Below are 24,170 nucleotides of genomic sequence, written 5' to 3'. Positions count from 1 at the left end.
CCCGGGGAGGCCGCCGAGCGCATCGGGATGTTGCTGCGCTCGACCGGGAAGGTCAAACGCGGCCTCGGCACCATCCGACAGGACGTCAACGTCTCCATCGCGGAGGGCGCACGCATCGAACTGAAGGGCGTCCAGAGCCTCGACGACATCGACGACATCGTCGAGAACGAGGTCCGCCGGCAGGCCGAACTGCTGGAGATTGCCGACGAACTGACCGACCGCGACGCGAGCGTCGGCGACCCGACGGACGTCAGCGACGTCTTCGAGGGCACCGACTCCGGCGTCATCGGCGGCGCGCTGGACAGCGGCGGGACGGTCCGTGCCGTCCCGCTGTACGGCTTCGACGGCCTCGTCGGCCGGGAGATACAGCCCGACCGACGGCTGGGAACGGAGTTCTCCGACCACGCCAAGCGCCACGGCGCGGGCGGCATCTTCCACACCGACGAACTGCCGGCCTACGGCGTCACCGACGAGGAAGTGGCGGCCTGCGGGAGGCGGTCGCGCCGGCCCGGAAGACGCCGTCGCCATCGTCGCCGACGACGACGAGACCGCCGAGTTGGCCATCGACGCCGTCGCCGAACGGGCCGAGACGGCACTCGACGGTGTGCCCGAGGAGACCCGCGACGCCAACCCCGACGCCACCTCGCGGTACCTGCGGCCGCTGCCCGGTGCCGCGCGGATGTACCCCGAGACGGACGTGCCGCCGGTCGACCCCGACCCCGAGGCCGTCGAGACGCCGGAGCTACTGACCGAGAAGGTCGACCGCTACGAGGCCGAGTACGGGCTGGACGCTGGGCTGGCCGAACAGGTCGCCTACGGTCAGTTCATGCCGCTGTTCGAGGAAGTCGTCGCTGACGGCGTCGATCCGACGCTTTCGGCGACGACGCTCGAGTCGACGCTGACGGAACTCCGCCGGGACGACGTGCCGGTCGAGAACCTCACTGAGGCCCACCTCGCTGACTCGCTAGCGCTGGTCGACGACGGCGAGGTCCCCAACGAGGGACTGGAGGATCTCCTGACCGCACTGGCCGAGGACCCCTCGCTGTCGGCCGCCGAGGCCGTCGAGGCCGAGGACCTCGGCGGCGTCGCCGAGAAAGAGGTCCGGGAGGCCGTCGTGGAAGTCGTCGAGCGCAACGCCGAGCAGGTCGAGACCGAAGGGATGGGCGCGTTCTCCGGGCTGATGGGCGAGTGTATGGGCGCGCTCCGGGGGAAGGCCGACGGGGACCTCGTGAGCGGCGTCCTGCGCGAGGAGATTCAAAAGCGTAGCTGATGTACTCGAAAGCCCACGGGGCGATATCGTTCGCCATCGGTATCGGGCTGGTCGCCGCCGGCGTCGAGTTCGTCCACCCGGCGGTCGTCGTCGGTTACGCCGTGGCGGCCGGCGTCGGCATCGACTTCGATCACTTCCTGTGGGCGCGGTACAACACCGGCGACTGGTCAGCCCTCCGGGGCGTCCTCGCCTCGCCGGCGTCGACCCTCGCCGACCAGTCAACCATCTTCGGCGAGAGCGACCTCTCGGAGCTACAGCGTCTGTTGAGCCACGCCGTCGTCGTCGGCCTCGCGGTGCCGGCGACGTGGCTCGTCTCGCCTGATCTCGGGCTGACGACGGCCGTCGTCCTCTACGGGCACGTCCTCTCGGACCTGCTGGCGGACGTGCGGGCCGAGCGCCGGCGGGCGAGTGGCGGCTGACGGCGACACATTTGTATCGGACCGCGGAGTACGGTGAGGTATGTACGATACAGGCGGCCTGCTGCCCGTCGACTCACTTCCGGCGGGCGTCTTTCTCTGTACGGGGCCGCCGATGGTGGGAAAACGGGCCCTGCTCCTCCGGTTGCTCGCACACGGCGTCGACAGCGGCGAGGGGTGTGTCGTCGTCTCGACCGACCGGACGGCGGCGGAGATAGACGACGACCTCGCGGGGTTCCGACGGGACCCGTCGGCGACGGTACCGCTGGGCTACGTCGACGGGTCGGGCAACGCCGAGGACGGGGTCGCGGGCGTCCCGACGGAGATGGCCGGGTCGCCGACGGATCTGACCGGCATCGGGATGGGGCTGTCGAGACAACTGGAGCGGATGGCGACCGCCGGGGAGGTAGATGGCATCCGGGTCGGCCTCCTCTCGCTGTCGACGATGCTGCTGTACAGCGATCCGGAGCGTGTCCTGCGGTACCTCCACGTGTTCGGCCAGCGGACCAAAGAGGCGGGCGCGCTGGCGCTGGTGCTCGCACACAGCGAGTCGCTGGACACCGAAGTCGCGGGGCAGATCCGGTCGTTCGCCGACGGGGCCATCGAACTCCGCGAGGACGAGGACGGCCACCGCCTCCGGGTCAAGGGCCTCGACGGCGTCGACAGCGGCTGGGGGTCGGTGCCGGACCCACGCGTCAGTCCGAGCGGTCCCGCGGCGGTACCGGACCGGTCGCCGGAGTCCCCGCCGGTCGCGTCGCTGCGCGCGCTGATCGACGACGTCAGGGCCGATCAGCCGACGCTCACTGTCGGGAACTACACCGGCGACGAGGCGACGCTCGACCGCATCGAATCGCACTTCCGGACGCTGCAAGTCGGCGTCCGGACGACCGACCTCGGGTTCGCCAGCCCGACGGACGTGGCGATGCTCCACCGCGGGGACGACCTGCTGGCGTCGTCGAGCGTCGCGGATATCGACGCGGCGATCACGCTCGACGACGAGCCAGAACTGGCTGGCACGACGGCGCCGCTACTCGACGCCGTCGACCAGACGACGTTCGACGCCGTCGGTGCCGACAGGCGGTTTCTGGTCCGGACGAGCCACACCATCGAGGCGCTGGCCGCCCGCGGCGGTCGCTCCACGCCGGGTTCCAACAGCTCTCCCGGTTGTGGGACGACGGACGGACGCGGCGGAACTACGAGCGACTCGTCGATTCCGGGGTCGACGTCCACGTCTACGGCGTCGCCGACGTGGACCTCCCCGACCGGGATTGGACGGTTCACACGGCCGAAGACGGCGAACTCGCCCGCACGTGGTTCGTCTGTTACCGGAGCGGCGAGGACGCCGCGACCGAGGGGATGCTCGTCGCCGAGGAGGGGGCCGACGGCTACGACGGGGTCTGGTCGTACCGCACTGATCTGGCCGCGCAACTCGACGGGTATCTCCGGGCGAGTTACTGAGAGACGGCGATGCCGGCCCGGTTGCAGTAGGACTCGACGCTCCCGGGGTCGCCGGTGATTATCTCGCCGACGAGGCGCTGGTAGGGCGTGATCGACAGCGATCCGTCGGGGGCCTGCTGTGGCTCCGGGACGAACGCCCGGTCGTTGTCCAGTCCGACGACCGTGTGGTACTCGATGGGCGAGTTGCCGTAGTAAAAGACGTAGCCGTACCGGGTGCTCGGGGCCTGGAACTGCGTCGCCCACGGCTCCTGTGCGGGGCCGAGTTGTTCCTGCTGGACGAGTCGTAACGCGACGTCCTGCTGGTAGGTCCACGTGCCGAGCCGACCGAAACGGATCCACTCGTCGAACGCCGAGTCGACGACGACCGAGCGGAGTTCCTCGTAGGATGGCATCGCTGTCCCGATTTTTTCCGATCGATATTAAAACGACACTATCGTTCGGCCCGCTGGCGGGCGCGCCGGAAGATGCCCCGGAGTGTGACCACTTCGCGGTCGGTCGGGTGGGCGCGCCCCAACAGGCGTCGCCACAGTCTCCGTGCTTTCCCGCGTTTCTCCTCGGGGTGGTCGATGGCTTCGAGGAAGGCCCCGAACTGCTCGTGGAGACCCTCTATCTGGTCGTCGGGCGCGCGGTCGTGGGTCGGGTCGGGCAGTTGGGTCTCCTCGACGGTCAGCGTCCGGAACTCGTAGAGGACGATGGTCGCGGCCTGTCCGAGATTGAGCACGGGGTAATCGGCGCTTGCGGGGATCGAACACACCTCGTCCAAGGCCGCCATCTCCTCGTTGGTGAGGCCGACCCGCTCGCGGCCGAAGACCAGACAGGTGTCGCCCGCGACGCCGTCGAGGCTGTCGGCCATCTCCCGGGGCGTCCGGAAGGGGTAGCGGACGTGGCTCCGGGCGTCCTCGTTGGTGATGGCCGTGGTCCCGACGGTGTGGTAATTCTCGACGAGGTACTCGAAGTCGACCTCGCGGGCGTTCGGGAGGATGTCCTCGCGGGCCTGCCCGGCGAAGCCGTAGGCCTCGCCGTCGCGGTCGAGTTCCGGCGGGTCGACCAACAGCAACTCCTCCAGCCCGAAGTTCTTCATCGCGCGGGCGATGGTGCCGACGTTGCCCGGCGTCTCGGCGTCGACGATGGCGACGCTGATCATAGGTCCAGATCGTCCAGGTCGACGCGAGATCTTCGATCTCCTCGTCGTCCATCTCGTCGAGTTCCTCCTCTAGCGAGGGGATGCTCTGGGCGGTGTCGGGAGCGTCGGGGATGGCGTCGGGTTCCTCCTCGACGTGGTCGACCGTGCCGTAGTCCGCCGGGGCGCGGCCGCCGTCGGCGAACCACTCGTGGAACGCATCCTGAAGGGCCTGTTCGCCGGCGTACTCCCGGCCGCCGGCCTCCCGGAACCAGTAGACGAAGTCGCTCTCGTGGTCGTCACAGAGCAGCACCTCGCCCATCGGTTCGCCGTAGATGGCCCGCGCGACGTTACACTGGTCGCTGTCTGCCTCGCCGTGGATCAGCCAGCAGGCGTCACAGGGCTCACCGACCAGCGTCGACAGGCGGACGATGCGCTGGCGCTCCTCGGGCGGCATCTTCGCCAGCGGCTTGATCGTCCCGTCGGCGTCGAAGACGACCGACTCCTCGAACCGCCAGCCGCGGAGGCCGATACTCACTTTTGCCATACGCGCCCGTTGGCCACCACGGAGTAAAAGCGGCCTGTTCGGCAGCGGTGTCAATGGTGCTATTTAAGTGTTGTGCGGCGAAACCCGGTATCGATGGCAGAAACCGCCCGATCGGTCCCACGGATCGCCGCGATTCTCGCAGTCGCGGTGATGCTCGTCCTCGCCGGCTGTAGTTCCGGCGGCGACAGCACCCCGGGGGCGACGACCGAAGCACCGGACGACACGACAACCGCGATGGAGGACGGTATGGACGACGGCGGCACCGACGACGGAGCGGACGACGGCAGTGACGCCGACGACGGAGCGGACGACGGCAGTGACGCCGACGACGGGAGCGACAGTGCGGGCGACGGCCTCTCGGTCACGGCAGACCACACGGAAGCGCTCCGGAACGCCGGCTCGTTCACTAGCTCGCTCAACATCACCTCGACGACGACCCAGAACGGGACAGACAGCACGACCGGTATCGAGCTCGACGTGATGATCGACCAGGGCAGCGACCGCGGGTACATCAACCAGACCATCGGGAGCCGACTGGGCGACATCAACGCGGAGAGCTACACGGCCGGCGAGGAGACCTTCCAGCGCTCGTCGTCGCCGTTCGGGACCCAGTACTTCTACGGGACCGAACCCTACGCCGGCTCGAACGTCACGCCCGTGAACATCACCAGCGCCGGCGTCGGCGGGGAGCAGCTCCTGTTCGGTGCCGGGAACCTGACGTGGACGGAGGAAGGCTCGGACACCCGGGACGGGGTCGACGTCACGCACTACTCGGTCAGTGACGCCGACGCTATCGAGCAGGCCGGCGGCCAACTCGCGCCCAACGCCACCTCCATCGACTCGGTGTCCGTCGACGCCTACGTCGACGGCGACGGCATCGTCCGCGAGATGTCGTGGTCGTTCTCCGGCATCGACCAGAACGGCAACGAGTTCGACTTCGAGAGCACCTACCGGACCACCGACGTCGGATCGACGACGGTCGAGGAACCCGGTTGGCTCGACGAGGCGCGCGAACAGACCGGTAACTGACCGAACCGGCTCCTTTTGTCGACGCCGCACGTGAGGACAGCTATGCATACCGTCGACGCGGCAGGGCTTGGGATCGGTGACGACCACCCGGCACGGCTGATGGGCGTCCTCAACATCAGCGAGGAGTCCCCGTACAAGCCGAGCGTCTTCGACGACCCCGGCGAGGCCGCCGCGTACGTCGACGAGGAACTCGTCGGCGAGGGCGCGGACATCGTCGACGTCGGCCTGGAGTCGGCGAACAAGAAGTTCGACGTCCTCTCGGCAGAACAGGAACTGGACCGTCTGGACACCGCTATCGAGACCATCGAGTCGGTCAGCGGCGACGCGATTTTCTCCATCGAGACGCGCTACCACGAGGTGGCCGAGGCCGCGCTGGACCGCGGGTTCGATATGGTCAACGACATCGCCGGCTTCGCCGACCCGGAGATGCCGGCCGTCTGCCGGGAGTACGACGCCGCCGTCGCGAAGATGGCAAGCCCCCCGGACCTGACACGGCCCGGTGCCGTAGAGGAGACCGACTGGGCGGCCCGGAAGTCACCCGAGTGGGCCGAGTCGGCCGACTACGTCGATCAGGTATACGAGGCGCTGAAACAGCACGGCTTCACCGACAAGACGATGATCGACCCCGCGTTCGGCCGCTGGAGCGAGGCCCAGACCGTCGAGGGCGACCGCGAGGCGTTCCGACGGCTCCGGGAGTTCCGCGGCCTCGGCCGACCGATGCTCGTCTCTATCAACCGGAAGACCTTCCTCCGGACGCTCGCGGGCCGGGACACCGAGCAGGCGCTGTCGGTCAGCCTCGCGGCGACGTCGATGGCTATCGAGCGCGGCGCACACGTGATTCGGACCCACGACGTGGCCGAGACGCGGGACGCGGCCCGCATCGGGGACGCCTTCACCCCCGAACGGGGCCGTGAGGACGCCATCGGGGTCGAGCAACTGGACGTTCGGACCGTCGGCGACGCCCGTCGGCACCTCGAACGGATCGAGGCCGACGCGTCGGTCGCCGAGGACGCCGTCACCCACGTCTTCGAGGTTCGGGGCCTCTCGGCGGCCGACAGCCAGCGTCTCGGGGCGGCCGCCGAGGCCTGCGGGGCCGCACTGGGTCGCGGCGAGAGTGGGGACCTGCTGGTCGGGACCCCGGCGGCGCTGTCCGCACTCGAAGGTGACCTCGCCGACGACGACACGCTCGGCCCCGTGGTGTCGGCCGTCGCCGACGAGATATAATGGACTTCGAGACGTTCGAGCCGGTGTACGAGGCGATACTGGCCGACTTCGGCTTCGACCGGGCCGGTGACGAACGAGCCCGGGACCTGCTGGCCGGCCTGCTCGACGCCGCTGATGCGACGCCGGCGACGCCCGACCGACTGAACTTCGCGGGACAGACCGTCGCCGTCGCGGGCGCGGCCGACTGCCTCGAATCGGAGGCGTCGATGGCCGCCGACGCCGACGCCGTCGTCGCCGCCTCGGCGGCCGCGAGACGGCTCCGAGCGGCCGATATCGACGTGGACTGTATGGTGACCGACCTCGACAAGACGCCCGACACCGCGGTCAGACTGGCCGAATTCGGAACACCGGTCGCCGTCCACGCCCACGGTGACAACGCGATGGCCGTCCGGGAGTACGTCCCGCAGTTCCGCGTCGAGAACGTGCTCCCGACGACCCAAGCCGCGCCGACCGGCCCCGTCTACAACACCGGCGGGTTCACCGACGGCGACCGGGCGGCGTTTCTCGCCGACCACTGCGGGGCCGCCGAACTCGTCTTTCCCGGATGGGCGTTCGAGGACACGTCGGTCCCCGTGCAGAAACAGCGAAAGTTGGCGTGGGCGAAACGCCTGCTCTACTGGCTCGAACGCCGTCGTGGCGACCGCTTCGCCGTCCTCGACGGCCACCGCGACAGCCTCGACACCGACGCGCTACCGGTGGCCTAGCTACCAGTCGCCGCAGATGTCCTTGACGTGGTCGTCCAGCGCCTCCGCCGTCTCGAACGTCCGGCCGCAGATTGTACACCGGTGGTCGGCTGTCGTGGTTTCTTTACTCGCCATATCCCGTACTGACGACGGGCTGGCACTTAGCTGTTGTGTGGACGTGTCCTCCCGAGTCACGGGAGTGGTTCCCACGAAGGATATTGAACCGTGGCAGGCTGAAATATACTCCGGGAGTTCGACAGAATGATTCCGTCGTGAGAATGTATCTACGGGGCGAGCAGATCGATCGTTTCCTCGATCTCCTCGGGTTCCGCTGCCCGCGGGAACGAGACGTTGACGGCGTCGATACCGTCGATATCGGCGAAGCGTTCGAACTGCTCGCGGACGTGGTCGGGCGTCCCGGCGGCCGACAGCGAGTCCAGCAACTCCTCGCCGATGGCGTCCTCGGCGGCCGCCTTGTTCCGGTTTGCCCACTCGGCGGCGACGGTCTGGGCTGTCTCCTCGAACCCCTGTCGTTCCAGCGCCTCGCGGTAGAAGGTGCCCATCCCGCCGACGTAGAAGGCGATGTGGTTGCGCACCAGATCACGCGCGCGTTCGCCGTCTGAAAGCGCCATACAGGGGAGCGAAAGGGTGACGCGCTGGTCCGAGCGGTCACGGTCACCGAGGTCACAGCCGCGGTCGAAGTCCTCCAGACGGTCCCGGAGGCCATCGGGCGCAACATCAGGGCGTGCCAGCCGTCGGCGAACCGCCCTGCGAGTTCGACGGACTTGGGACTCATCCCGCCGGCGTCGATAGGCGGGGCCGGATCCGGCGGGTCGAACCGGAGCCGGAACCCCGATAGCTGGTGGATCGAGCCGTCGTACTCCAGTGGCTCGCCCGCCACAACCGTCTTGACTATCTCTATCGTCTCGCGGGTAAATCGCAACGGCGACTCGAACTCGGTGCCGTGCCACCCCTCGACGAGGATAGGCCCGGACGGACCGAGCCCCATCCGGAAGCGCCCCTCGGAGAGTTCCTGCAGCGTCGCCGCCGTCTGGCCCAAAAGCGCCGGCGACCGCGAGTAGACGTTCAGTATCGAGGACCCGACGCCGATGCGGTCGGTTCGCTCGGCGATGGCCGACAGGATGGTCACGGCGTCCCGCCCCCACGTCTCGGGACACCACACCCGTTCGTACCCCTGCCGTTCGGCCCGTTCGGCGAAGGCCGCGAACGTCTCGATGCTGGGCTGTGCCGCCACCGGAAGGTAGATGTCACGCTCGACCGAGTCTGTCATAGTCGATTCAAACGGACCACTGGGGCAAAGTTGTACCGGCGGTCACACCTCGGGCGTGTCCTCTATCTGGGGTTTGCCCTTCAGTGGGACCGTCTCGCCGGTCAGGAAGGACGCGGCGCGGCTCGCGAGGAACTGTATCGCGTCGGCGACTTCGGCCTCGACACCGACGGTCCGGTCGGCGGTGTCGCGGTCGACTGCCTCGGCGGAGATGCCCATCTGCGTTTCGAGGCCGGGCGTGGCGACGTACCCCGGCGCGACGCAGTTGACGCGGACGTCGTCGCCGGCCCACTCGTAGCCGAGTGTCGTCGTGAGGTTGATGACGGCGGCCTTGGCGGCGGCGTAGTGGCTCATATACGGTGCACCCTGCTGGCCAGCGTGGCTGGCGACGTTGACGACCGCACCGCCGCCCTCCCGGAGAGCGTCGCTCGCGGCCTGCGTACAGTTGACCGTCCCGTGGAGGTTGACGCCGACGACGCTGTCCAACCCGTTGGCCGAGATGTCGTCGAACCCGGCGACGAAACTCGCCCCCGCGTTGTTCACCAGATAGTCGACGCCGCCGTAGGCCTCGGTGGTCGCCGCGACCATCGCTTCGACCGTCTCGCGGTCCCGAACGTCACAGGCCACGCCCTGACACGCGCCGTCGTACGCCTCGTCGATGGCCGTCGCCGCCTCGGTTATCTCCTCGTCGTCGCGCGAGCAGATTGTCACGTCGACGCCCTCGTCGGCGAATCGCTCGGCGACCGTTCGACCGATACCGCGGGAGGCCCCCGTGACGATGGCGGCGTCGCCGTCCAGTCCGAACTGATCGTGCATGAGTGTGTCACCCGCAGGGAGACGCTATAAATCCACGGGCGACGAGTTCAGGTGCCTCGGCGCCGAAGGCGGTCACGTGAGTACCACGACGGGCCGATTCAGAGTCTATCGCGTCTTCGGGGCTGTCCCGCACATCAACCTCCGGGACGCCGAGACCGACACGCTGTACACCGTCTACCAGTCGGGCTACGCGGACCAAGACGCCGTCGACGCTCTCCGGACCGGCGACCTGATCGAGGCGACGCTGTCGGGGGACCCGACCGACGACGACGAGCCGTGGCGGATCGAGGACCACGAGCCCTGCGGCGGCGTTACGACCGACTTCGTCGTGGACGAACCGATGCCGGAGGCGGCGAGGACACACTGGCACGAAGGCGACACCCAGCCCCGGTTCGTGGCACTCGGCGAGGAGGAACCGGTCGGCGTCTGCGCCATCCAGCCACGGGAAACGCTGCCCCGCGGGGCGTTCGTCCCGAACGTCCTGACCGGGCTGTTGCCCCTAGAGGAGTTGTTTCAGTCGCCGCCGATCATCGACGGCCCGGCGGCCGAAGTCGTCTTCGTCGACGCCGACCCGCCGGACGCGGATCGGTACACGAAACCCTACGGTGTGGCGCTGGTGTTCGGCGAGGCTGGGCGGGAACTGGCCGACCGCTACCGGGAGGAGTACGACCTCCCTCGGGGCGAGGACAGCCGCCCCGACTACGACCCGTACGGTATCTGAGCGTCAGAGACCGACGAGGTCGCCCGGTTCGATCTCTTCGAGGTAACCGCCACACTGCGCACACTCCGAGACGTCGTGTGGTGCCGGTTCGCCTTCCATGTGGACGATTCCACAGTCCGTACACACCTCGAACTCGGCGTCGATCATACACGCGCCGAGTGACCGCCCGAGGACATATTATTTGTGGCGTCAGTACGCGACGACGGCGGCGACGATACCGGCGGTCTGTCCCGCACCACCGACGGCCAGCGCCGCCGTCACCGCCAGTGGCGCGCCGCCGGCGACGGCGAGGACGTACCCGACGGCCCCAAGCGCGCTCAGGACACCGCCGACGAGGTAGACGGCCGGGAGACGGTCGATGCGTCGGCCCGTGTCGAGCAGTCCCGCCGCGGGAATCGCCAGCCACCCGGCGACGGTCCCCGCGAGGAGGATGTCGGTCGCGGGTCGGTCACCAGACCGACGGTCCCCGCGACGGTGAGTACGAACCCGGCGACCAGTACCCGCCGCCACGTCAACAGGATTCCCGTGTCCATATCGCGCCACGAGAGGACGGTGAACACGAGGATGATACTGTCCATCACGAGGTGTGCGACCAGGACCGTCCGGAGCGCCAGCAGGTCCCGGTGAGCGGCGATAGCGAACGTCCACGCCAGCGGCACCAGTACGACCGGGCCGTTCTCCCGGAGGCGTCTGAGCATATCCGGCCCGTGGGCGGGCACCGACAAGAAGTTACGCGTCGACTTGGGCCTGCCACTCCCGCAGTTGGTCGGCGCTGACGCCCTGCACCTCGGCGGCCACGTCGTCGGCTTCGGCCGTCGCGAGGTCCGCGAGGCTCTCGACGCCCGCCTCGGAGAGTTTCTCGGCGGTCTTGGCCCCGACGCCGTCTAAGTCGTCGAGGGTCTCGACGGCGTTTCTGGCCTGATACTCCTCGTAGTTGCAGATGGGACAGCCCAGTTCCCACGGGTCGTCGCCGTCGACGACGTGGACGTGGGGCAGGTCGTGTTCGTCACAGCGCTCGTCTTGGACCTCGATGTCGCCCCGCCGGGGGAGCGGCAGCGAGTAGTCACAGTCGGGATAGCGGGTACACCCGACGAGCCGCGACCCCGAGCGGAGGTGTTTGATAGCCAGTTCCCCGCCCTCGGTGTCGCCACACTCGGGACAGTCGCCGATGACCTCGTCCTCGCTCTCGTCGGCGGCCTCGGCCTGACAGCGCGGACAGCCGTGGACGAAGGTGTCGCTCCCGGCGAGCATCTTCACGTGGTGGGTGTCGTGGTCCTCGCAGTAGTCGTCGAGGACGAGGGGTTCACCGCTGGAGGGCAACGGCAGCGTGTACTGGCAGTCGGGGTAGCCGTCACAGCCGATGAAGTACGACCCGTGGCGCGAGCGCCGGACGAGCAGATCAGAGCCACACTCCGGGCAAGGACCGACGGTCCGGTCGGCCTTCAGCGACTCCTGGAGGTGTTCGCCGACCGCCTCACTCGAATTCCGGAGTTCCTCGAACACCCGGTCGAGCATCTCGCGTGACTCCGCGGTGACCTCGTCCAAGGTCGCCTCGCCCTCGGCGATGGCCGTCATATCCTCCTCCAGTTCGACGGTCATCTCCTCGCTGACTATCTGGTCGGCGAACTCCTCGGCCGCCTCGACGACGGCCTTCGCCAGCGCCGTCGGTTGTGGCGGGTCGCCGTCGACGTACCCGCGGTCGTACAGTTTCTGGATGATGTTGTGTCGGGTGCTCTTGGTCCCGATGCCGGCCGACTCCATCTTGCTGATGAGGCGCGACTGGCCGTAGCGCCGCGGTGGCTGGGTCTGTTTGGCTTCGAGTTCGACGTCCTCGATGGCCAGTTCCTCGCCCTCCTCGACGTCGGGGACGAAGTTCTCGCTGGCGCTGGAGTAGGGGTACACCTCGTGGTAGCCCGGTTCCAGTAGGCGTTTACCGTTGGCCTTCAGACGCGCCGCGTCGGTTTCGGCGACGACCCGGAGGTGCTCCCACGTGGCCGCCTCGGCGACCGTCGCAAAGAACCGACGGACGATCAGTTCGTAGACATCCCACGCGTCGTCGTCCAGTTTGTTCCGGTCGGGGAACTCCCCGGTCGGATGGATCGGCGGGTGGTCGGTCGACTCGGTGTCCCCGCGGGTCGGTTCGACCTCGTCCTGTTCGAGCAACGCCATCGCGTCCTCGTCGAAGGGACTCGTGCCCACGAAGGCATCGAGCAACGCCTCAGGGTCGAGGTCGTCGGGATAGACTGTGTTGTCTGTCCGCGGGTACGTGACGTACCCCTCGGTGTACAGTTCCTCGGCGATGGACATCGCCCGCTGGGCGGAGTACCCGAGCGACCCCGCGGCTTGGATGAACGCCGTCGTGTTGAACGGGGCCGGCGGCGCGTCCGTCCGGGTGCGGCGGCGAACCGAGGCGACGGTCGCCGTCGACTGTGCGTCGAGGTGGTCGAAGGCGTCCTGTGCGTCTCCCTCGGACCAAATGCGCTCGGCCTCGCTGCCGTCGTCGTCGTAGAAGTACTGGGCCTCGAAGGTCGTGTCTGCCTTGCCGAGCAACGCCTGAATCTCCCAGTAGTCCTCGGGGTCGAAGGCCTCTATCTCGCGCTCGCGGTCGACGATCAGTTTTAGCGTCGGCGACTGGACCCGACCCACGGAGATGAAGTCGTCGCCGAGTTGCCGGGCCGATAGCGAAAGAAAGCGCGTCAGCGCCGCCCCCCAGATGAGGTCGATGACCTGTCTGGCCTCCCCCGCCGCCGCCAGGTCGAAGTCCAACTCGTCGGGGTTGGCGAAGGCTTCCCTGACCTCGTTGTCGGTGATAGAGGAGAACCGGACCCGCTGGATGGGTACGTCCGTCGTCTCCCGGATCAACTCGTAGGCCTCCTTGCCGATGAGTTCGCCCTCGCGGTCGTAGTCCGTCGCGATGACCGCCTCGTCGGCCTCGCGGGCGAGGCTTCGGAGTGCCGCGACGATATTTTCCTTCGTGGGCGATTTGACGATGTCGGCGTCGGTCAACTCCGAGGGCTCGACGTCGCGCCAGTCGCTGTACTCCGGCGGGAAGTCGACGCCGACGACGTGGCCCGAAAGGCCGATACAGCGCTTGCCACCCCACTTGTAGACGTTGACGCCGTTGCGTCGCTCGGCGTCGGCACCGCCGTCGCTGAGGATGTCCGCGATACGTCGCGCCGCGTTGTCCTTCTCGGTGATGATCAACTGCACGGCCGACCACCCCGAACGAGAGAGCTCATTGAGGGCCTCTACGCAGTCACCCGCTCATTAGTCTTTCGCCGAGAATCGAAGGACTGCGGCGGGACAAGGCGCGCTCACGGGCGTGTGCGCTCGTGCGTGAACGACTATGGTGTGGTATATAGTTCCACGGCGTCGCCGCCAAACCTCTATGGGCGCGGCGTCCCCAGAGTGGGGTATGCCCGACCCCGAGGAGGTTCCGGTGACCGCGGACCGCCCGGACGCGCCGATACACACGACCGGTGTCGACCACATCACGCTCATCGGGAGCAACGAGGCTGACACGGTGGCGTTCTACCGCGACCTCCTCGGAATGTCGCTCGTGTTGCGTCAGCCGAACTTGGACGACCCCGCCTCGACACACCTGTTTTTCGACACCGGCGACGGCCGGATCCTGACGTTCTTCGTCGCCGACCGTGAGTCGGACCCCCAACCGGTCGGCGGGGAGGTCGGCAGCGTCCACCACCTCTCGGTACGGGTCGACCCCGAGCGGTTCGACGCGGTTCGGGAGGCGCTGGCCGAGGCAGGCCGGCAGTTCAACGACTTCGACCGCGGCATCTTCCGGTCGCTGTACACGCGTGATCACAACGGGATGTTGATCGAACTGGCGACCGACGCCTACGCCATCCCGGACGACCGGCGCGCCGAGGTACTGGCGAAGACACAGGAGATCCGCGAGCGAGACGGGGCCGACCACGCCGAGGACCGGCACCTCGAAGCGGCGCTGGAATCGCTCGACCTGCCGGTCGACCCGGTCGACCTCGGTGACGCCCCCAGCGGCGTCGGCGACGCCCAGTGACCTACGGCTGTTCGGTCTCCCACTCGAAATCGAGATCGCCCCCGAGCGCGAGATACGCGATACCCCCGACCGCGAGCATCGTGACGAGCAACCCGCCCGCCACGGTGACGATATCTGCCATCGGTTCGTTTTCCGCGTCGACACGGGATAAATAAAGCGAAGCGGCGGCGCTGGCGTCGGGAGTCACACTGATCGTCGGGTCCCGTCTGCTGGCTGCGAGCGGCCTCGTTTCGACGTCGATACACTCTTCCGCCGCTACCCATCCAGTTCCGCACGCAGGAGGCCGTTTACCTCGCCCGGGTCGGCCCTTCCGCCAGTCTGCCACTTTTTTACTGCGTCGGGTGGCTTCGCTTCGCTCAGCCACCGCTCCTTGCAAAAACGTGGCGAAAAACACCTGCTGACTCGCTTCGCTCGTCAGCAGTAGTCGACAGAGTACACGACGGCAACCTCGTCAGAGCTGCGTTCGGCCGAGTGAAACGCCTCCCTCACGAGCGGAGCGAGTGGGGGCTCGGGAGAGCCTGCTCTCCCGGTGCACTGCGTTCGGCGTATGCTAGCCCTCTAATTCCTCGCGCAGGAGACCGTTTACCTCGCCCGGATCGGCGCTCCCGCCGGTCTTCTGCATAACCTGTCCGACGAGGAAGTTGATCGCGCCGCCGTCGCCGTCGTGGAAGTCCGAAACGGCGTCGGGGTTCTCCTCGATGGCCGCCTCGACGGCGCTCTGGACGGCGTCCCCGGATGTCTTGCCGAGGTCCTCGCGGTCGGCGATGGTCTCGGGGTCGTCACCCTCGTCGAGCATCCCGCGAAGCACCGTCTCACGGGCGTTCTTGGCCGTGATATCGTCGTCGGCGACCATCCCGACGAGCGTCGCCACCTCGTCCAGTCGGCCCTCGATGTCGGTGATGGCCATATCGCGGTAGTTCAGTTCGCCAAGCAGGTTGTCCGCGACCCACGTCGCCACGAGGTCGGCGTCGTACTCGGCGGCCAACTCCTCGTAGAAGTCCGCGACCTGTTTGGTCGAGGTGAGCTTCGAGGCGGCCTCCTCGCTGAGGCCGTACTCCTCGCCGAAGCGGTCCCGGCGGGCGTCGGGGAGTTCGGGGATGTCGATGGACTGCTTCCAGTCGCTGACCTGTAGCGGCGGGAGGTCCGCCTCCCGGAAGTAGCGGTAGTCTTTCTCCTCTTCTTTCGAGCGCATCCCGACGGTGTTACCGTGGGTCTCGTTGAAGTGGCGGGTCTCCTGTTGGACTTCCCGTCCGGACTGGAGGAGTTTCTTCTGGCGGGAGGCCTCGAAGGAGAGCGCCTGCTCGGCCCCCTTGTGGCTGGAGATGTTCTTGACCTCCGTCCGGTTTGCGTCTTCCAGTACCGACTCGTCGATGGCGCCGTCGTCGTCGACATCGTCGCTGTCGACCAGCGAGAGGTTCGCGTCGATGCGGAGGCTCCCGTCCCGGGTCGGGTCGAAGACGCCGAGGTATTCGAGGACTTCCTCCAGTTTCTCTAAGAACGCCCGGACCTCCGCCGGGTCCCGGAAGTCCGGCCGGGTGACGATTTCCATCAGTGGCGTGCCGGCGCGGTTGTAGTCGACCAGCGTGTAGTCCGCGCGGTCGATAGAGCAGGTCCGGGCCTCTAGAGACTCGGTTCCCTCCCGGACATGCTTGATCGACCCGGGGTCCTCCTCGAGGTGGGCGCGCCGGATCCCGACAGTTCGGCTGTCGCTCTCGTGGGAGAACTCCAAGGCACCGTCCTGACAGATCGGCGCGTCGTACTGGGTGATCTGGAAGTTCTTAGGCAGGTCTGGGTAGTAGTAGTTCTTCCGGTGGAAAGTGGTCTCCTCGGGGATGTCGGCGTCGATTGCCTTCCCGACCTTGACGGCTGCCTCAACAGCGCCCTCGTTGAGCACCGGGAGCGCACCGGGGAGACCGAGACACACCGGGCAGGTCCGGGTGTTCGGTTCCTCGGCGCCGTCAGTCGAACAGCCACAGAAGATCTTCGTGTCCGTCTCGATCTGGACGTGGACCTCCAGTCCGATGACGACGGTGAGATCGCGGGACTCGGCGGCTTGGGCAGTCATTGTCGGCGATTCGGTAGGGGAGGGCTAAAGACTAACGCTGTCGCCGACCGCCCGAGCGGAGGGCACAAGTCGCTGTGGCCCACACCTAGGGATAATGGACCGTTCGAAACTGGTCACCGGCGGGCTACTGCTGGCCGCGATGGTCGTCGTCCCCGGGATGATCAACTTCGCGCTCGTCGACCTCGGCTACGAGAACGTCGGCGACGTCGTCTACGTCCTCGGATACACGACCGGTATCAGCCTGTTCTACCTGTTTTACCTCCGGCCCGTCGACTTCAGCGACCCGACCGGCCAAGACGTGGCCGAGGACGTCGAGACGGCCGACCCGAACAACTGACCCGGACGCTGGTCGGGGTCAGCCGTATGTCAGAAACAGTGTCATTGTCTGACGTAGGTTTATCCGGGCGGAGCGGCCCCTATACTGTATGTGCGGGAACCGAGTGGACGAACTCGAAGAACAGGTCAACCAGTTGCAGGCGACGGTCGACGGGCTGACCGACGAACTGGTCGAGTGTAAGGTCCGGATCCGGGAACTGGAGAGCGCCGTCGACGACGACACCGGGTTTGCCCCGGACGACGTCGACGAACCGACCGAGAGCGCGCCGGAGACGGAGCCAGCCGACAATCATAACACCGAGGCAACCGAGGAGACTGACGAAGAGGAGACGGAGACCGACTCGGACATCATCATCGCGTGACGCCATCGGGCGGCGTGGCGCGGGGAGCCGCTGACCACTATGCACATCAAAGAGCTCGTACTGGACAACTTCAAGAGCTTCGGACGGAAGACGCGGATCCCGTTCTACGAGGATTTCACCACGATCAGCGGCCCGAACGGCTCGGGCAAGTCGAACATCATCGACGCGGTGCTGTTCGCGCTCGGACTGGCCCGAACCTCCGGCATCCGCGCCGAGAAACTGACCGATCTGATCTACAACCCCGGCCACGCCGACGCCGAGACCGACGTCTCCGGCGAGCGACAGGCGATCGTCGAGGTGATACTCGACAACAGCGACCGCACGGTAGAGCGCCCGCAGGTCGTCAACGCCGCCGGCACGGACAAGGTCGGCGACTGTGACGAGATATCGATCAAGCGCCGGGTCAAAGAGACCGAGGACAACTACTACTCGTATTACTACATCAACGACCGCTCGGTGAACCTCTCGGACATCCAAGACCTGCTGGCACAGGCCGGCATCACGCCCGAGGGGTACAACGTCGTTATGCAGGGCGACGTGACCGAGATAATCAACATGACTGCCGGCTCCCGGCGGGAGATAATCGACGAGATAGCCGGCGTCTCGGAGTTCGACGCCAAGAAGGAGGACGCCTTCGAGGAACTGGACGTCGTCGAGGACCGCATCGAGGAGGCCGACCTCCGGATCGAGGAGAAACAGACCCGCCTCGACCAACTCTCCGAAGAGCGGGAGACGGCCCTCCAGTATCAGGACCTCAAAGACGAGAAATCGGAGTACGAGTCCTACCGGAAGGCCGCGGAACTAGAGGACAAACGGGAGGAACTGGACGCAGCCGAAACGAAAGTCGAGGACGCCGAACAGCGCCGCGAGCAGCTACAGGCCGAACTCGACGAGCGCGAGGGGAAAGTCGTCAGATTGGAGGACGAACTGAAAGCCCTCAACGAGGAGATAGAGCGGAAAGGCGAGGACGAGCAGTTGGCGCTCAAACGCGAGATAGAGGAGATCAAAGGCGAGATATCCCGGTTAGAAGACAAGATCGACGCCGCCGAGTCGACACTGGAAGACGCCGAGAGCGAGCGCCGGGACGCCTTCGTCAAGATCGACCGCAAACAGGAGACCATCGACGACCTAGAGAGCGACATCCGCGAGGCGAAGGTCCGCAAGTCCTCGCTGAAGGCCGAGGTCCAGGAGAAAGAGGCCGAACTGGAGGCCGTCGAGAAAGAGATCGACGCAATCGGCGACGAGTTCGACGAGGTCCGCGAACAGCTCGAATCGAAGAAAGAAGCGCTCGAAGCGGCCAAAAGCGAGAAGAACGACCGCCAGCGCGAGCAGGACCGACTGCTGGACGAGGCCCGGCGGCGCTCGAACGAACAGCGCGAGACCGAGCAGGCAATCGAGGACGCCGAGGCTCGGCTCCCGGAGATAGACGACGAGATAGCCGACCTCGAGGAGGAGTTGCGCAAGGCCAAAGAGAACCGCGCGACCATCGCCGAGGTGGTTGAGGACCTCACCGAGGAGAAATCCACCCTGCAGGACCGGCTGGCCGACCTCGAAGACGAGATATCGGCCAAACAGCAGGAGTACGCAACCCTCGAGGCCAAGGCAGACGACTCCGGCGACAGCTCCTACGGCCGCGCGGTGACGACGGTGCTCAACGCCGGGAAGGAGGGCGTCCACGGGACGGTCGCCCAACTCGGGAGCGTCGCCGGCGAGTACGCCACCGCCTGCGAGACGGCGGCCGGCGGCCGGATGGCCAACGTCGTCGTCGACGACGACAGCGTCGGTCAGGAGTGCATCGAGTACCTCAAGTCCCGCAACGCCGGGCGGGCGACGTTCCTGCCGATCACCGAGATGCACCGGCGGTCGCTGCCGTCGCTGCCGACCCACGATGGCGTCGTCGACTTCGCGTACAACCTCGTCGACTTCGACAGCGAGTACGCGGAGGTGTTCGCGTACGTCCTCGGCGACACGCTGGTCGTCGAGGACATGGCGACCGCCCGCGAGTTCATGGGCGACTTCCGGATGGTGACGTTAGAGGGTGACCTCGTCGAGAAGAGCGGCGCGATGACCGGGGGTTCCTCCTCGGGATCGCGGTACTCCTTTGCCGGCAGCGAGGGGAAACTCGAACGGGTCGCCCAGCGGATCAACGAACTTGAGGACAAGCGCCAGACGGTCCGCAGTGAGATCAGCGACGTCGAGGACCGCCTTGACGACGCCCGCGAGCGACGCAGCGACGCGGCCGAGCAGGTCCGGGACATCGAGTCGACGATCGAGGCCCGCGAGGACGAACGGGCCGAGGTCGAGGCCGAAATCGAGGAACTCGAATCCGAACTCGACGATATCGAGGAAGAACGCGAGGAGGTCTCCGACCGGATGGACGAGATAGAGGGCGAGATCGAGGACGCCGATGCGGAGATAGCCGACCTCGAAGCCGAGATAGCCGACCTCGAAGCCGAGATAGAGGACTCACAGCTCCCGGAACTGACCGACGAGGCCGAGTCGATCCGCGAGGAGATAGCCGACCTTGAGGCCCAAATCGACGACGTCGACGCCGAGCGAAACGAGCTCGAACTGGAGAAACAGTACGCCGAGGACGCCATCGAGGACCTCCACGACACGATAGAGCAGGCACAGAACCGCAAGGCCAAACAGGAGGAACGGATCGCGGAGTTCGAGGATGCCATCGACGAACAGGAGGCCAAACTGGGCGACAAACAGGCGGCCGTCGAGGAACTGGAGTCCGAACTCGCCGAGTTGAAAGCCGATCGGACCGACCTCCGGGATGACCTACAGGCGGCCAAATCCGAGCGCGACGACCAGCGGGAGAAAGTCGAGCGCGTCCAGGGGAAACTGGACGACTTCGCTGAGACCGTCGAACGGCTGGAGTGGGAGATAGACGAACTGGAGTCGGCGGTCGGGGAGTACGACCCCGAGGACGTGCCCGACCACGAGACCGTCGAGGCCGAGATCGAACGCCTCGAATCGGAGATGGAGGAGTTGGAGCCGGTGAACATGCTCGCCATCGAGGAGTACGACGAGGTCGAGGCCGACCTCGAGGAGTTGGAGGACAAACGCGAGACGCTGGTCGAGGAGGCCGAGGGGATCCGCGACCGGATCGAGAGCTACGAGGCCAGGAAAAAAGAGACGTTTATGGACGCCTTCGACGCCATCGACGAGAACTTCCAAGAGATATTCGAGAAGCTCTCGAACGGGACGGGTCACCTCCACCTCGAAGACGAGGACGATCCCTTCGACGGCGGCCTGACTATGAAGGCCCAGCCGGGCGATAAGCCCATCCAGCGGCTGGCGGCGATGTCCGGCGGCGAGAAGTCACTGACGGCGCTGGCGTTTATCTTCGCCATCCAGCGGCACAACCCCGCGCCGTTCTACGCGCTGGACGAGGTGGACGCGTTCCTCGACGCCGCCAACGCCGACCTCGTCGGGGAGATGGTGGACGAACTGGCCGGCGAGGCGCAGTTCGTCGTCGTCTCCCACCGCTCGGCGATGCTCGAACGCTCCGAGCGGGCCATCGGCGTTATGATGCAGGAGGACAACGTCTCGGCCGTGACCGGCATCGACCTGAGTGCTGGGGGTGTTCCGGCTGATGACTAGAGTGGTTCTGAGCGAAGCGAAGAACCACGGGAACGCGAGCGGGGAGCACAGCGACCCGCGAGCGAAGAACCACGAGCACCGCGACCCGCAAGACGGGGCGAAGCCGTCGGGAGGGTCGCATGACTGACGACGACATTCCGCTGGACATCACCGGCCACGAGGAGCGCTCGCGCGAGGACGACGAGCGGAGCCTCCCGGACGGCGGGACGAGCGTCCTCGGCGGCGAGGGCGGCGGGCCGAGCGGACCCGACGGCCCCGGCGAGGACGACGACGTCGAACCGGTCGAGGTGTTGGTGCAACTCGCCGAGGACGGCGAGATAGACCCGTGGGACATCGACGTGGTCGTCGTGACCGACAAGTTCCTCGACCGGGTGGACGAGGCCGACCTGCGGAGCTCCGGGCGGGCGCTGTTCTACGCGAGCGTCCTGATCCGGATGAAAAGCGACGCGATGCTCGGCGAGGACGAGCCCGACGAGGAAGCTACGGAGGCCCGCGAACCGTGGGAAGAACCCCTCGGCGACGAGGAGTTAGAGATAGACCCCTTCGACCAGCTAGAGGCGGAGATGGACCGGCGGCTCGACCGGAAACGGGCCCGCGGGATGCCCCAGACGCTGGACGAGTTGGTCCACGAACTCCGGGACGCCGAGCGGGGCTCGTGGTGGAAAGAGTCCCGGGAGTACGACACCAGCGGCTCACCCAGCGGCTACGGCCGCGGGACCCAAGAACTGGATTACCGCTCGGGCGACGACCTGCGGATGGACGACGAACCGACCGCGGCGGACGTGACCGGCACGGCCCACGCCGAGAACATCGACGGCATCATCGCCGACGTCGAGGCCGCAGTGCAGGAACACTACCACGAGGGCCGCGCGGAGGTGCTGTACCGTGAGGTAGCCACCGCCGGTGGCTCCCGTGTCGAAACGTTCCTCGGTCTACTGTTTCTGGCCCACCGCGGGGAAGTCCGTCTCCGACAGGACGAGTGTTTCGGCGACCTCTGGATCCAAGACCCCGACGGCGAGGCCGTCGCCGAGAGGGACGCCGCCGACGGGACCGCCGCGGCCGACGACGACTGACGCGCCGATCTCCGCAGTCTCGGGACTGTGCCACACAGTATCAACGCAAAGTCTTTCACGAACTATAACGATAGACTAGGCGTGACATCCCCACGAGTACGGAGTCGGCTGCGGCAACTCGAACGGCGAACGGACAGTGGGTACTATCGGGTGCTGGAGTTCGTCCACGAGGACGGGCGCGTGCGGAAAAAGCGGGAGTGAGTCAGTCGTCGGCGATGACGGTGGCGTCGTCGTCGGCGACGAGGCGGTCCATCGCGTCGACCATCGCCTCAACGGAGGCGTGGGTGATGTCGGCGTCGCTCGCACTGACGGTGACGCTGTGGTCGCCGCGTGACATCTCTACCTCGACGGTGACGAGTGCGTCCGTCCCGCCGGTGATGGCGTCGACGTGGTAGGACTCCAGTTGCGCGTCGGCGGTGTGGCTCAGCGCGGCCTCGGCGGCCTCCATCGCGGCGTCGACGGGGCCGGTCCCGGTGGCGGCCTCCTCGCGTTCCTCGCCGTCGACTTCCAGCCGGACGCTTGCGGTCGGGACCGCGGATCCGGAGACGGCGGTGAGTTCGAGCAGTTCGACGCGGCGCTCGCGCTCGCGGCCCTGGACCTCCTCGGCGATGGTCAACAGGTCCGCGTCGGTGACGCGCTTGCCTCGCTCGCCGATCTCCTTGACGCGGGCGACGACCTCCTTGAGGTCGTCCTCGTCGACGTCGACGCCGTGTTCGTCCAATGCGGCTTTCACGCCGGCGCGCCCGGCGTGTTTGCCCAGCGCAAGACGGCGCTCGCGGCCCACCTTCTCCGGCGGATAGGGCTCGTACATCGAGTCGTCTTTGAGCGTCCCATCGGTGTGGATACCGCTCTCGTGGGTGAAGGCGTTCTCGCCGACGACGGCCTTGTTCGGGGCCAGCGGGATTCCCGTCGCGGTGGCGATCAGTTGCGCGAGGTCGTACACCTTCGAGAGGTCCATCGTCTCGATGCCGTAGCCGTGGTCGAGTGCGATGGCGACCTCCTCTAGGGCGACGTTGCCGGCCCGTTCGCCGATGCCGTTGATAGTCCCGTGGACCATATCCGCGCCGGCCGCGAGCGAGGCCATCACGTTCGTGACTGCAAGCCCGAGGTCGTCGTGGGTGTGGGTGCTGGTCGGGCCGAGTTCGGCAAGGCGGCCGACGGCCTCGATGGTCCGGTCGGGGGTCGCGTGCCCGACGGTGTCGGCGTAACAGACCCGGTCGGCACCGGCCTCGAAGGAGGCGGCCATCAGCTCTTCGAGGTACTCGAGGTCGGCCCGGGAGCCGTCCTCGCCGATGACCTCGACCCACAGGCCGTGGTCTTTGGCGTAGGCGACGAGTTCGCGGGTGCTCTGTACGTTCTCGTCGTGGCTCGTACCGACTTTGTCCTCGATATGCTGGTCGCTGGCGGGGACGACGAGGTTGATGCCGTCGACGCCACAGTCGAGCGCGAGGTCGATATCGTGCTCGACGCCGCGGGCGAAACTGGTCACCGTCGCGTCCAGACTCAGGTCGGCGACCTTCGAGATGGTTTCGCGCTCGCCCGGGCCGGTGCAGGCGCTGCCGGCCTCGATGACATCGATTGCGGCGTCGTCCAGCGCACGGGCGATGCGCGCCTTCTCGTCGGGCGTCAGCGAGACACCCGGCGCTTGCTCGCCGTCGCGTAGCGTGGTATCGAGAAACTGTACGTCCCGAAGTGTGCCGTCCGGCGTCGGTCCGAGGCTGGTGCCAAACAGCCCCGCTCGGTCGCCGGATCCGTCAGTCATGCGGTAGAATTTCACGGCCAGCCGCCGTGTGGCGACTTCCTCTATCCTCCGTGTCGTTGGAATCCGACATCGTGGTCGTCCGGTATGGGACCGGCAAGCATCAAAGTGACGGGTTCGGACCGTATGATGTTCAGATAAGATGGAAAATCAATAGAAAGCCCTCAGCCAGTTCCGGTCCCGCGGCTCTGCTGTGCGCTTCCCTCGCTTCGCTCGGTCCAGTGCTTGCTTCCCCCGGGGTTCCCGGAACTGGCCTCGCCCTTTCAATCCACCAGGGTCCAGTAAACCGAACGGCAGAAACCAGCTCTTTGCGCGGTGTTTTTTTTGAATATCGAGTGGTGGACCGGTCTCGCTG

General features: G+C 66.9%; 19 protein-coding genes and 3 pseudogenes. 12 read left to right on the top strand and 10 right to left on the bottom strand.

Annotated features, from left to right (window positions below; translation table 11 throughout):
• From gatE to GJ629_RS05055, 3 genes and pseudogenes are all read left to right on the top strand, one after another.
• Positions 1-1,270 (top strand): annotated as a pseudogene (gene gatE / locus GJ629_RS05065) (Glu-tRNA(Gln) amidotransferase subunit GatE); the annotation flags it as partial.
• Positions 1,270-1,689: a hypothetical protein gene (locus GJ629_RS05060; protein WP_157512036.1), complete on the top strand. Its 420-nt coding sequence runs from the start codon at positions 1,270-1,272 to the stop codon at positions 1,687-1,689. The pseudogene gatE and the gene GJ629_RS05060, both read left to right, overlap by 1 nt.
• 40 nt (positions 1,690-1,729) lie before the next feature.
• Positions 1,730-3,202, top strand: a complete 1,473-nt coding sequence (locus tag GJ629_RS05055; protein WP_157512035.1) for a hypothetical protein — start codon at positions 1,730-1,732, stop codon at positions 3,200-3,202.
• Here GJ629_RS05055 and GJ629_RS05050 read toward each other — a convergent pair.
• The 3 genes and pseudogenes from GJ629_RS05050 to GJ629_RS16880 form a co-directional block, all read right to left on the bottom strand.
• Positions 3,138-3,536: a hypothetical protein gene (locus GJ629_RS05050; RefSeq protein ID WP_157512034.1), complete on the bottom strand. Its 399-nt coding sequence runs from the start codon at positions 3,534-3,536 to the stop codon at positions 3,138-3,140. The two genes, GJ629_RS05055 and GJ629_RS05050, sit on opposite strands and share 65 nt — an antisense overlap.
• A 38-nt stretch (positions 3,537-3,574) precedes the next feature.
• The gene (locus GJ629_RS05045) at positions 3,575-4,288 is read right to left on the bottom strand and encodes an RNA methyltransferase (protein WP_157512033.1); all 714 of its coding nucleotides are present in this window, start codon (positions 4,286-4,288) and stop codon (positions 3,575-3,577) included.
• Positions 4,285-4,811 (bottom strand): annotated as a pseudogene (locus GJ629_RS16880) (hypothetical protein). Before GJ629_RS16880 ends, GJ629_RS05045 begins: the two are co-directional and overlap by 4 nt.
• A gap of 93 nt (positions 4,812-4,904) precedes the next feature.
• Between GJ629_RS16880 and GJ629_RS05035 the strand changes: the two are divergent.
• From GJ629_RS05035 to GJ629_RS05025, 3 genes are read left to right on the top strand one after another with little or no spacing between them, the layout of a single operon-like run.
• Positions 4,905-5,840 carry a hypothetical protein gene (locus GJ629_RS05035; protein WP_157512031.1) on the top strand — a complete coding sequence of 312 codons (936 nt, stop codon included), beginning with the start codon at positions 4,905-4,907 and terminating at the stop codon, positions 5,838-5,840.
• Between the two features lie 42 nt (positions 5,841-5,882).
• A complete protein-coding gene (gene folP, locus GJ629_RS05030; RefSeq protein WP_157512030.1) occupies positions 5,883-7,064 on the top strand; it encodes a dihydropteroate synthase in 1,182 nt (393 codons plus the stop codon).
• Positions 7,064-7,768: a 6-hydroxymethylpterin diphosphokinase MptE-like protein gene (locus GJ629_RS05025; protein ID WP_157512029.1), complete on the top strand. Its 705-nt coding sequence runs from the start codon at positions 7,064-7,066 to the stop codon at positions 7,766-7,768. Before folP ends, GJ629_RS05025 begins: the two co-directional genes overlap by 1 nt.
• A gap of 263 nt (positions 7,769-8,031) precedes the next feature.
• On the opposite strand, the pseudogene GJ629_RS05020 reads toward GJ629_RS05025, so the two are convergent.
• Together GJ629_RS05020 and GJ629_RS05015 are read right to left on the bottom strand one after the other, a co-directional pair.
• A pseudogene (locus GJ629_RS05020) lies at positions 8,032-9,038 on the bottom strand (TIGR04024 family LLM class F420-dependent oxidoreductase).
• A gap of 42 nt (positions 9,039-9,080) precedes the next feature.
• A complete protein-coding gene (locus tag GJ629_RS05015) occupies positions 9,081-9,851 on the bottom strand; it encodes an SDR family NAD(P)-dependent oxidoreductase (protein WP_157512028.1) in 771 nt (256 codons plus the stop codon).
• A 76-nt stretch (positions 9,852-9,927) separates the two neighbouring features.
• On the opposite strand from GJ629_RS05015, the gene GJ629_RS05010 reads away from it, so the two are divergent.
• Positions 9,928-10,572 (top strand): hypothetical protein, encoded by a 645-nt coding sequence (locus tag GJ629_RS05010; protein WP_231754495.1) that lies wholly within the window; start codon positions 9,928-9,930, stop codon positions 10,570-10,572.
• Between the two features lie 3 nt (positions 10,573-10,575).
• Here GJ629_RS05010 and GJ629_RS16055 read toward each other — a convergent pair whose 3' ends face one another.
• The 3 genes from GJ629_RS16055 to GJ629_RS05000 all read right to left on the bottom strand — a co-directional run bounded on the left by GJ629_RS16055 (position 10,576) and on the right by GJ629_RS05000 (position 13,782).
• Positions 10,576-10,719: a hypothetical protein gene (locus GJ629_RS16055; RefSeq protein WP_197428440.1), complete on the bottom strand. Its 144-nt coding sequence runs from the start codon at positions 10,717-10,719 to the stop codon at positions 10,576-10,578.
• A gap of 170 nt (positions 10,720-10,889) precedes the next feature.
• A complete protein-coding gene (locus GJ629_RS05005) occupies positions 10,890-11,270 on the bottom strand; it encodes a hypothetical protein (protein WP_231754494.1) in 381 nt (126 codons plus the stop codon).
• A gap of 31 nt (positions 11,271-11,301) precedes the next feature.
• A complete protein-coding gene (locus GJ629_RS05000) occupies positions 11,302-13,782 on the bottom strand; it encodes a DNA topoisomerase I (RefSeq protein WP_370515791.1) in 2,481 nt (826 codons plus the stop codon).
• A 205-nt stretch (positions 13,783-13,987) separates the two neighbouring features.
• Between GJ629_RS05000 and GJ629_RS04995 the strand changes: the two genes are divergently transcribed.
• Positions 13,988-14,608: a VOC family protein gene (locus GJ629_RS04995; protein ID WP_157512027.1), complete on the top strand. Its 621-nt coding sequence runs from the start codon at positions 13,988-13,990 to the stop codon at positions 14,606-14,608.
• 550 nt (positions 14,609-15,158) lie between these two features.
• On the opposite strand, the gene gatB is transcribed toward GJ629_RS04995, so the two are convergent.
• Positions 15,159-16,673 (bottom strand): Asp-tRNA(Asn)/Glu-tRNA(Gln) amidotransferase subunit GatB, encoded by a 1,515-nt coding sequence (gene gatB / locus GJ629_RS04990; protein WP_157512026.1) that lies wholly within the window; start codon positions 16,671-16,673, stop codon positions 15,159-15,161.
• 94 nt (positions 16,674-16,767) lie between these two features.
• On the opposite strand from gatB, the gene GJ629_RS04985 reads away from it, so the two are divergent.
• The 4 genes from GJ629_RS04985 to GJ629_RS04970 all read left to right on the top strand — a co-directional run bounded on the left by GJ629_RS04985 (position 16,768) and on the right by GJ629_RS04970 (position 22,056).
• Entirely contained in the window at positions 16,768-17,010 is a 243-nt protein-coding gene (locus GJ629_RS04985) for a hypothetical protein (RefSeq protein WP_157512025.1), read from the top strand.
• A gap of 88 nt (positions 17,011-17,098) precedes the next feature.
• Positions 17,099-17,371 (top strand): bZIP transcription factor, encoded by a 273-nt coding sequence (locus tag GJ629_RS04980; protein WP_157512024.1) that lies wholly within the window; start codon positions 17,099-17,101, stop codon positions 17,369-17,371.
• A gap of 39 nt (positions 17,372-17,410) precedes the next feature.
• Entirely contained in the window at positions 17,411-20,983 is a 3,573-nt protein-coding gene (gene smc / locus GJ629_RS04975) for a chromosome segregation protein SMC (protein WP_157512023.1), read from the top strand.
• 119 nt (positions 20,984-21,102) lie between these two features.
• Positions 21,103-22,056, top strand: a complete 954-nt coding sequence (locus GJ629_RS04970) for a segregation/condensation protein A (protein ID WP_157512022.1) — start codon at positions 21,103-21,105, stop codon at positions 22,054-22,056.
• Between the two features lie 202 nt (positions 22,057-22,258).
• On the opposite strand, the gene GJ629_RS04965 is transcribed toward GJ629_RS04970, so the two are convergent.
• On the bottom strand, positions 22,259-23,818 hold the full coding sequence (locus GJ629_RS04965) for a (R)-citramalate synthase (protein ID WP_157512021.1): 1,560 nt from the start codon (positions 23,816-23,818) through the stop codon (positions 22,259-22,261).
• Between the last annotated feature and the right edge of the window lie 352 nt (positions 23,819-24,170).

Source organism: Halapricum sp. CBA1109, from assembly GCF_009741825.1.
Classification (GTDB): domain Archaea; phylum Halobacteriota; class Halobacteria; order Halobacteriales; family Haloarculaceae; genus Halapricum.
Note: the sequence above shows the minus strand (reverse complement) of the source record. Positions and strands in the feature narration are given on the sequence as shown.

Bases quoted from the DNA above. Each gene is read 5' to 3' on its own strand.
- GJ629_RS04970 (WP_157512022.1), top strand. From the start codon at position 21,103: ATGACTGACGACGACATTCCGCTGGACATCACCGGCCACGAGGAGCGC.
- GJ629_RS04995 (WP_157512027.1), top strand. From the start codon at position 13,988: ATGCCCGACCCCGAGGAGGTTCCGGTGACCGCGGACCGCCCGGACGCG.
- GJ629_RS05055 (WP_157512035.1), top strand. From the start codon at position 1,730: ATGTACGATACAGGCGGCCTGCTGCCCGTCGACTCACTTCCGGCGGGC.
- GJ629_RS05005 (WP_231754494.1), bottom strand. From the start codon at position 11,270: ATGCTCAGACGCCTCCGGGAGAACGGCCCGGTCGTACTGGTGCCGCTG.
- GJ629_RS04965 (WP_157512021.1), bottom strand. From the start codon at position 23,818: ATGACTGACGGATCCGGCGACCGAGCGGGGCTGTTTGGCACCAGCCTC.
- GJ629_RS16055 (WP_197428440.1), bottom strand. From the start codon at position 10,719: ATGATCGACGCCGAGTTCGAGGTGTGTACGGACTGTGGAATCGTCCAC.
- GJ629_RS05050 (WP_157512034.1), bottom strand. From the start codon at position 3,536: ATGCCATCCTACGAGGAACTCCGCTCGGTCGTCGTCGACTCGGCGTTC.
- GJ629_RS05035 (WP_157512031.1), top strand. From the start codon at position 4,905: ATGGCAGAAACCGCCCGATCGGTCCCACGGATCGCCGCGATTCTCGCA.
- smc (WP_157512023.1), top strand. From the start codon at position 17,411: ATGCACATCAAAGAGCTCGTACTGGACAACTTCAAGAGCTTCGGACGG.
- GJ629_RS05015 (WP_157512028.1), bottom strand. From the start codon at position 9,851: ATGCACGATCAGTTCGGACTGGACGGCGACGCCGCCATCGTCACGGGG.
- GJ629_RS05025 (WP_157512029.1), top strand. From the start codon at position 7,064: ATGGACTTCGAGACGTTCGAGCCGGTGTACGAGGCGATACTGGCCGAC.
- GJ629_RS05045 (WP_157512033.1), bottom strand. From the start codon at position 4,288: ATGATCAGCGTCGCCATCGTCGACGCCGAGACGCCGGGCAACGTCGGC.
- GJ629_RS04985 (WP_157512025.1), top strand. From the start codon at position 16,768: ATGGACCGTTCGAAACTGGTCACCGGCGGGCTACTGCTGGCCGCGATG.
- folP (WP_157512030.1), top strand. From the start codon at position 5,883: ATGCATACCGTCGACGCGGCAGGGCTTGGGATCGGTGACGACCACCCG.
- GJ629_RS04980 (WP_157512024.1), top strand. From the start codon at position 17,099: ATGTGCGGGAACCGAGTGGACGAACTCGAAGAACAGGTCAACCAGTTG.
- gatB (WP_157512026.1), bottom strand. From the start codon at position 16,673: ATGACTGCCCAAGCCGCCGAGTCCCGCGATCTCACCGTCGTCATCGGA.
- GJ629_RS05060 (WP_157512036.1), top strand. From the start codon at position 1,270: ATGTACTCGAAAGCCCACGGGGCGATATCGTTCGCCATCGGTATCGGG.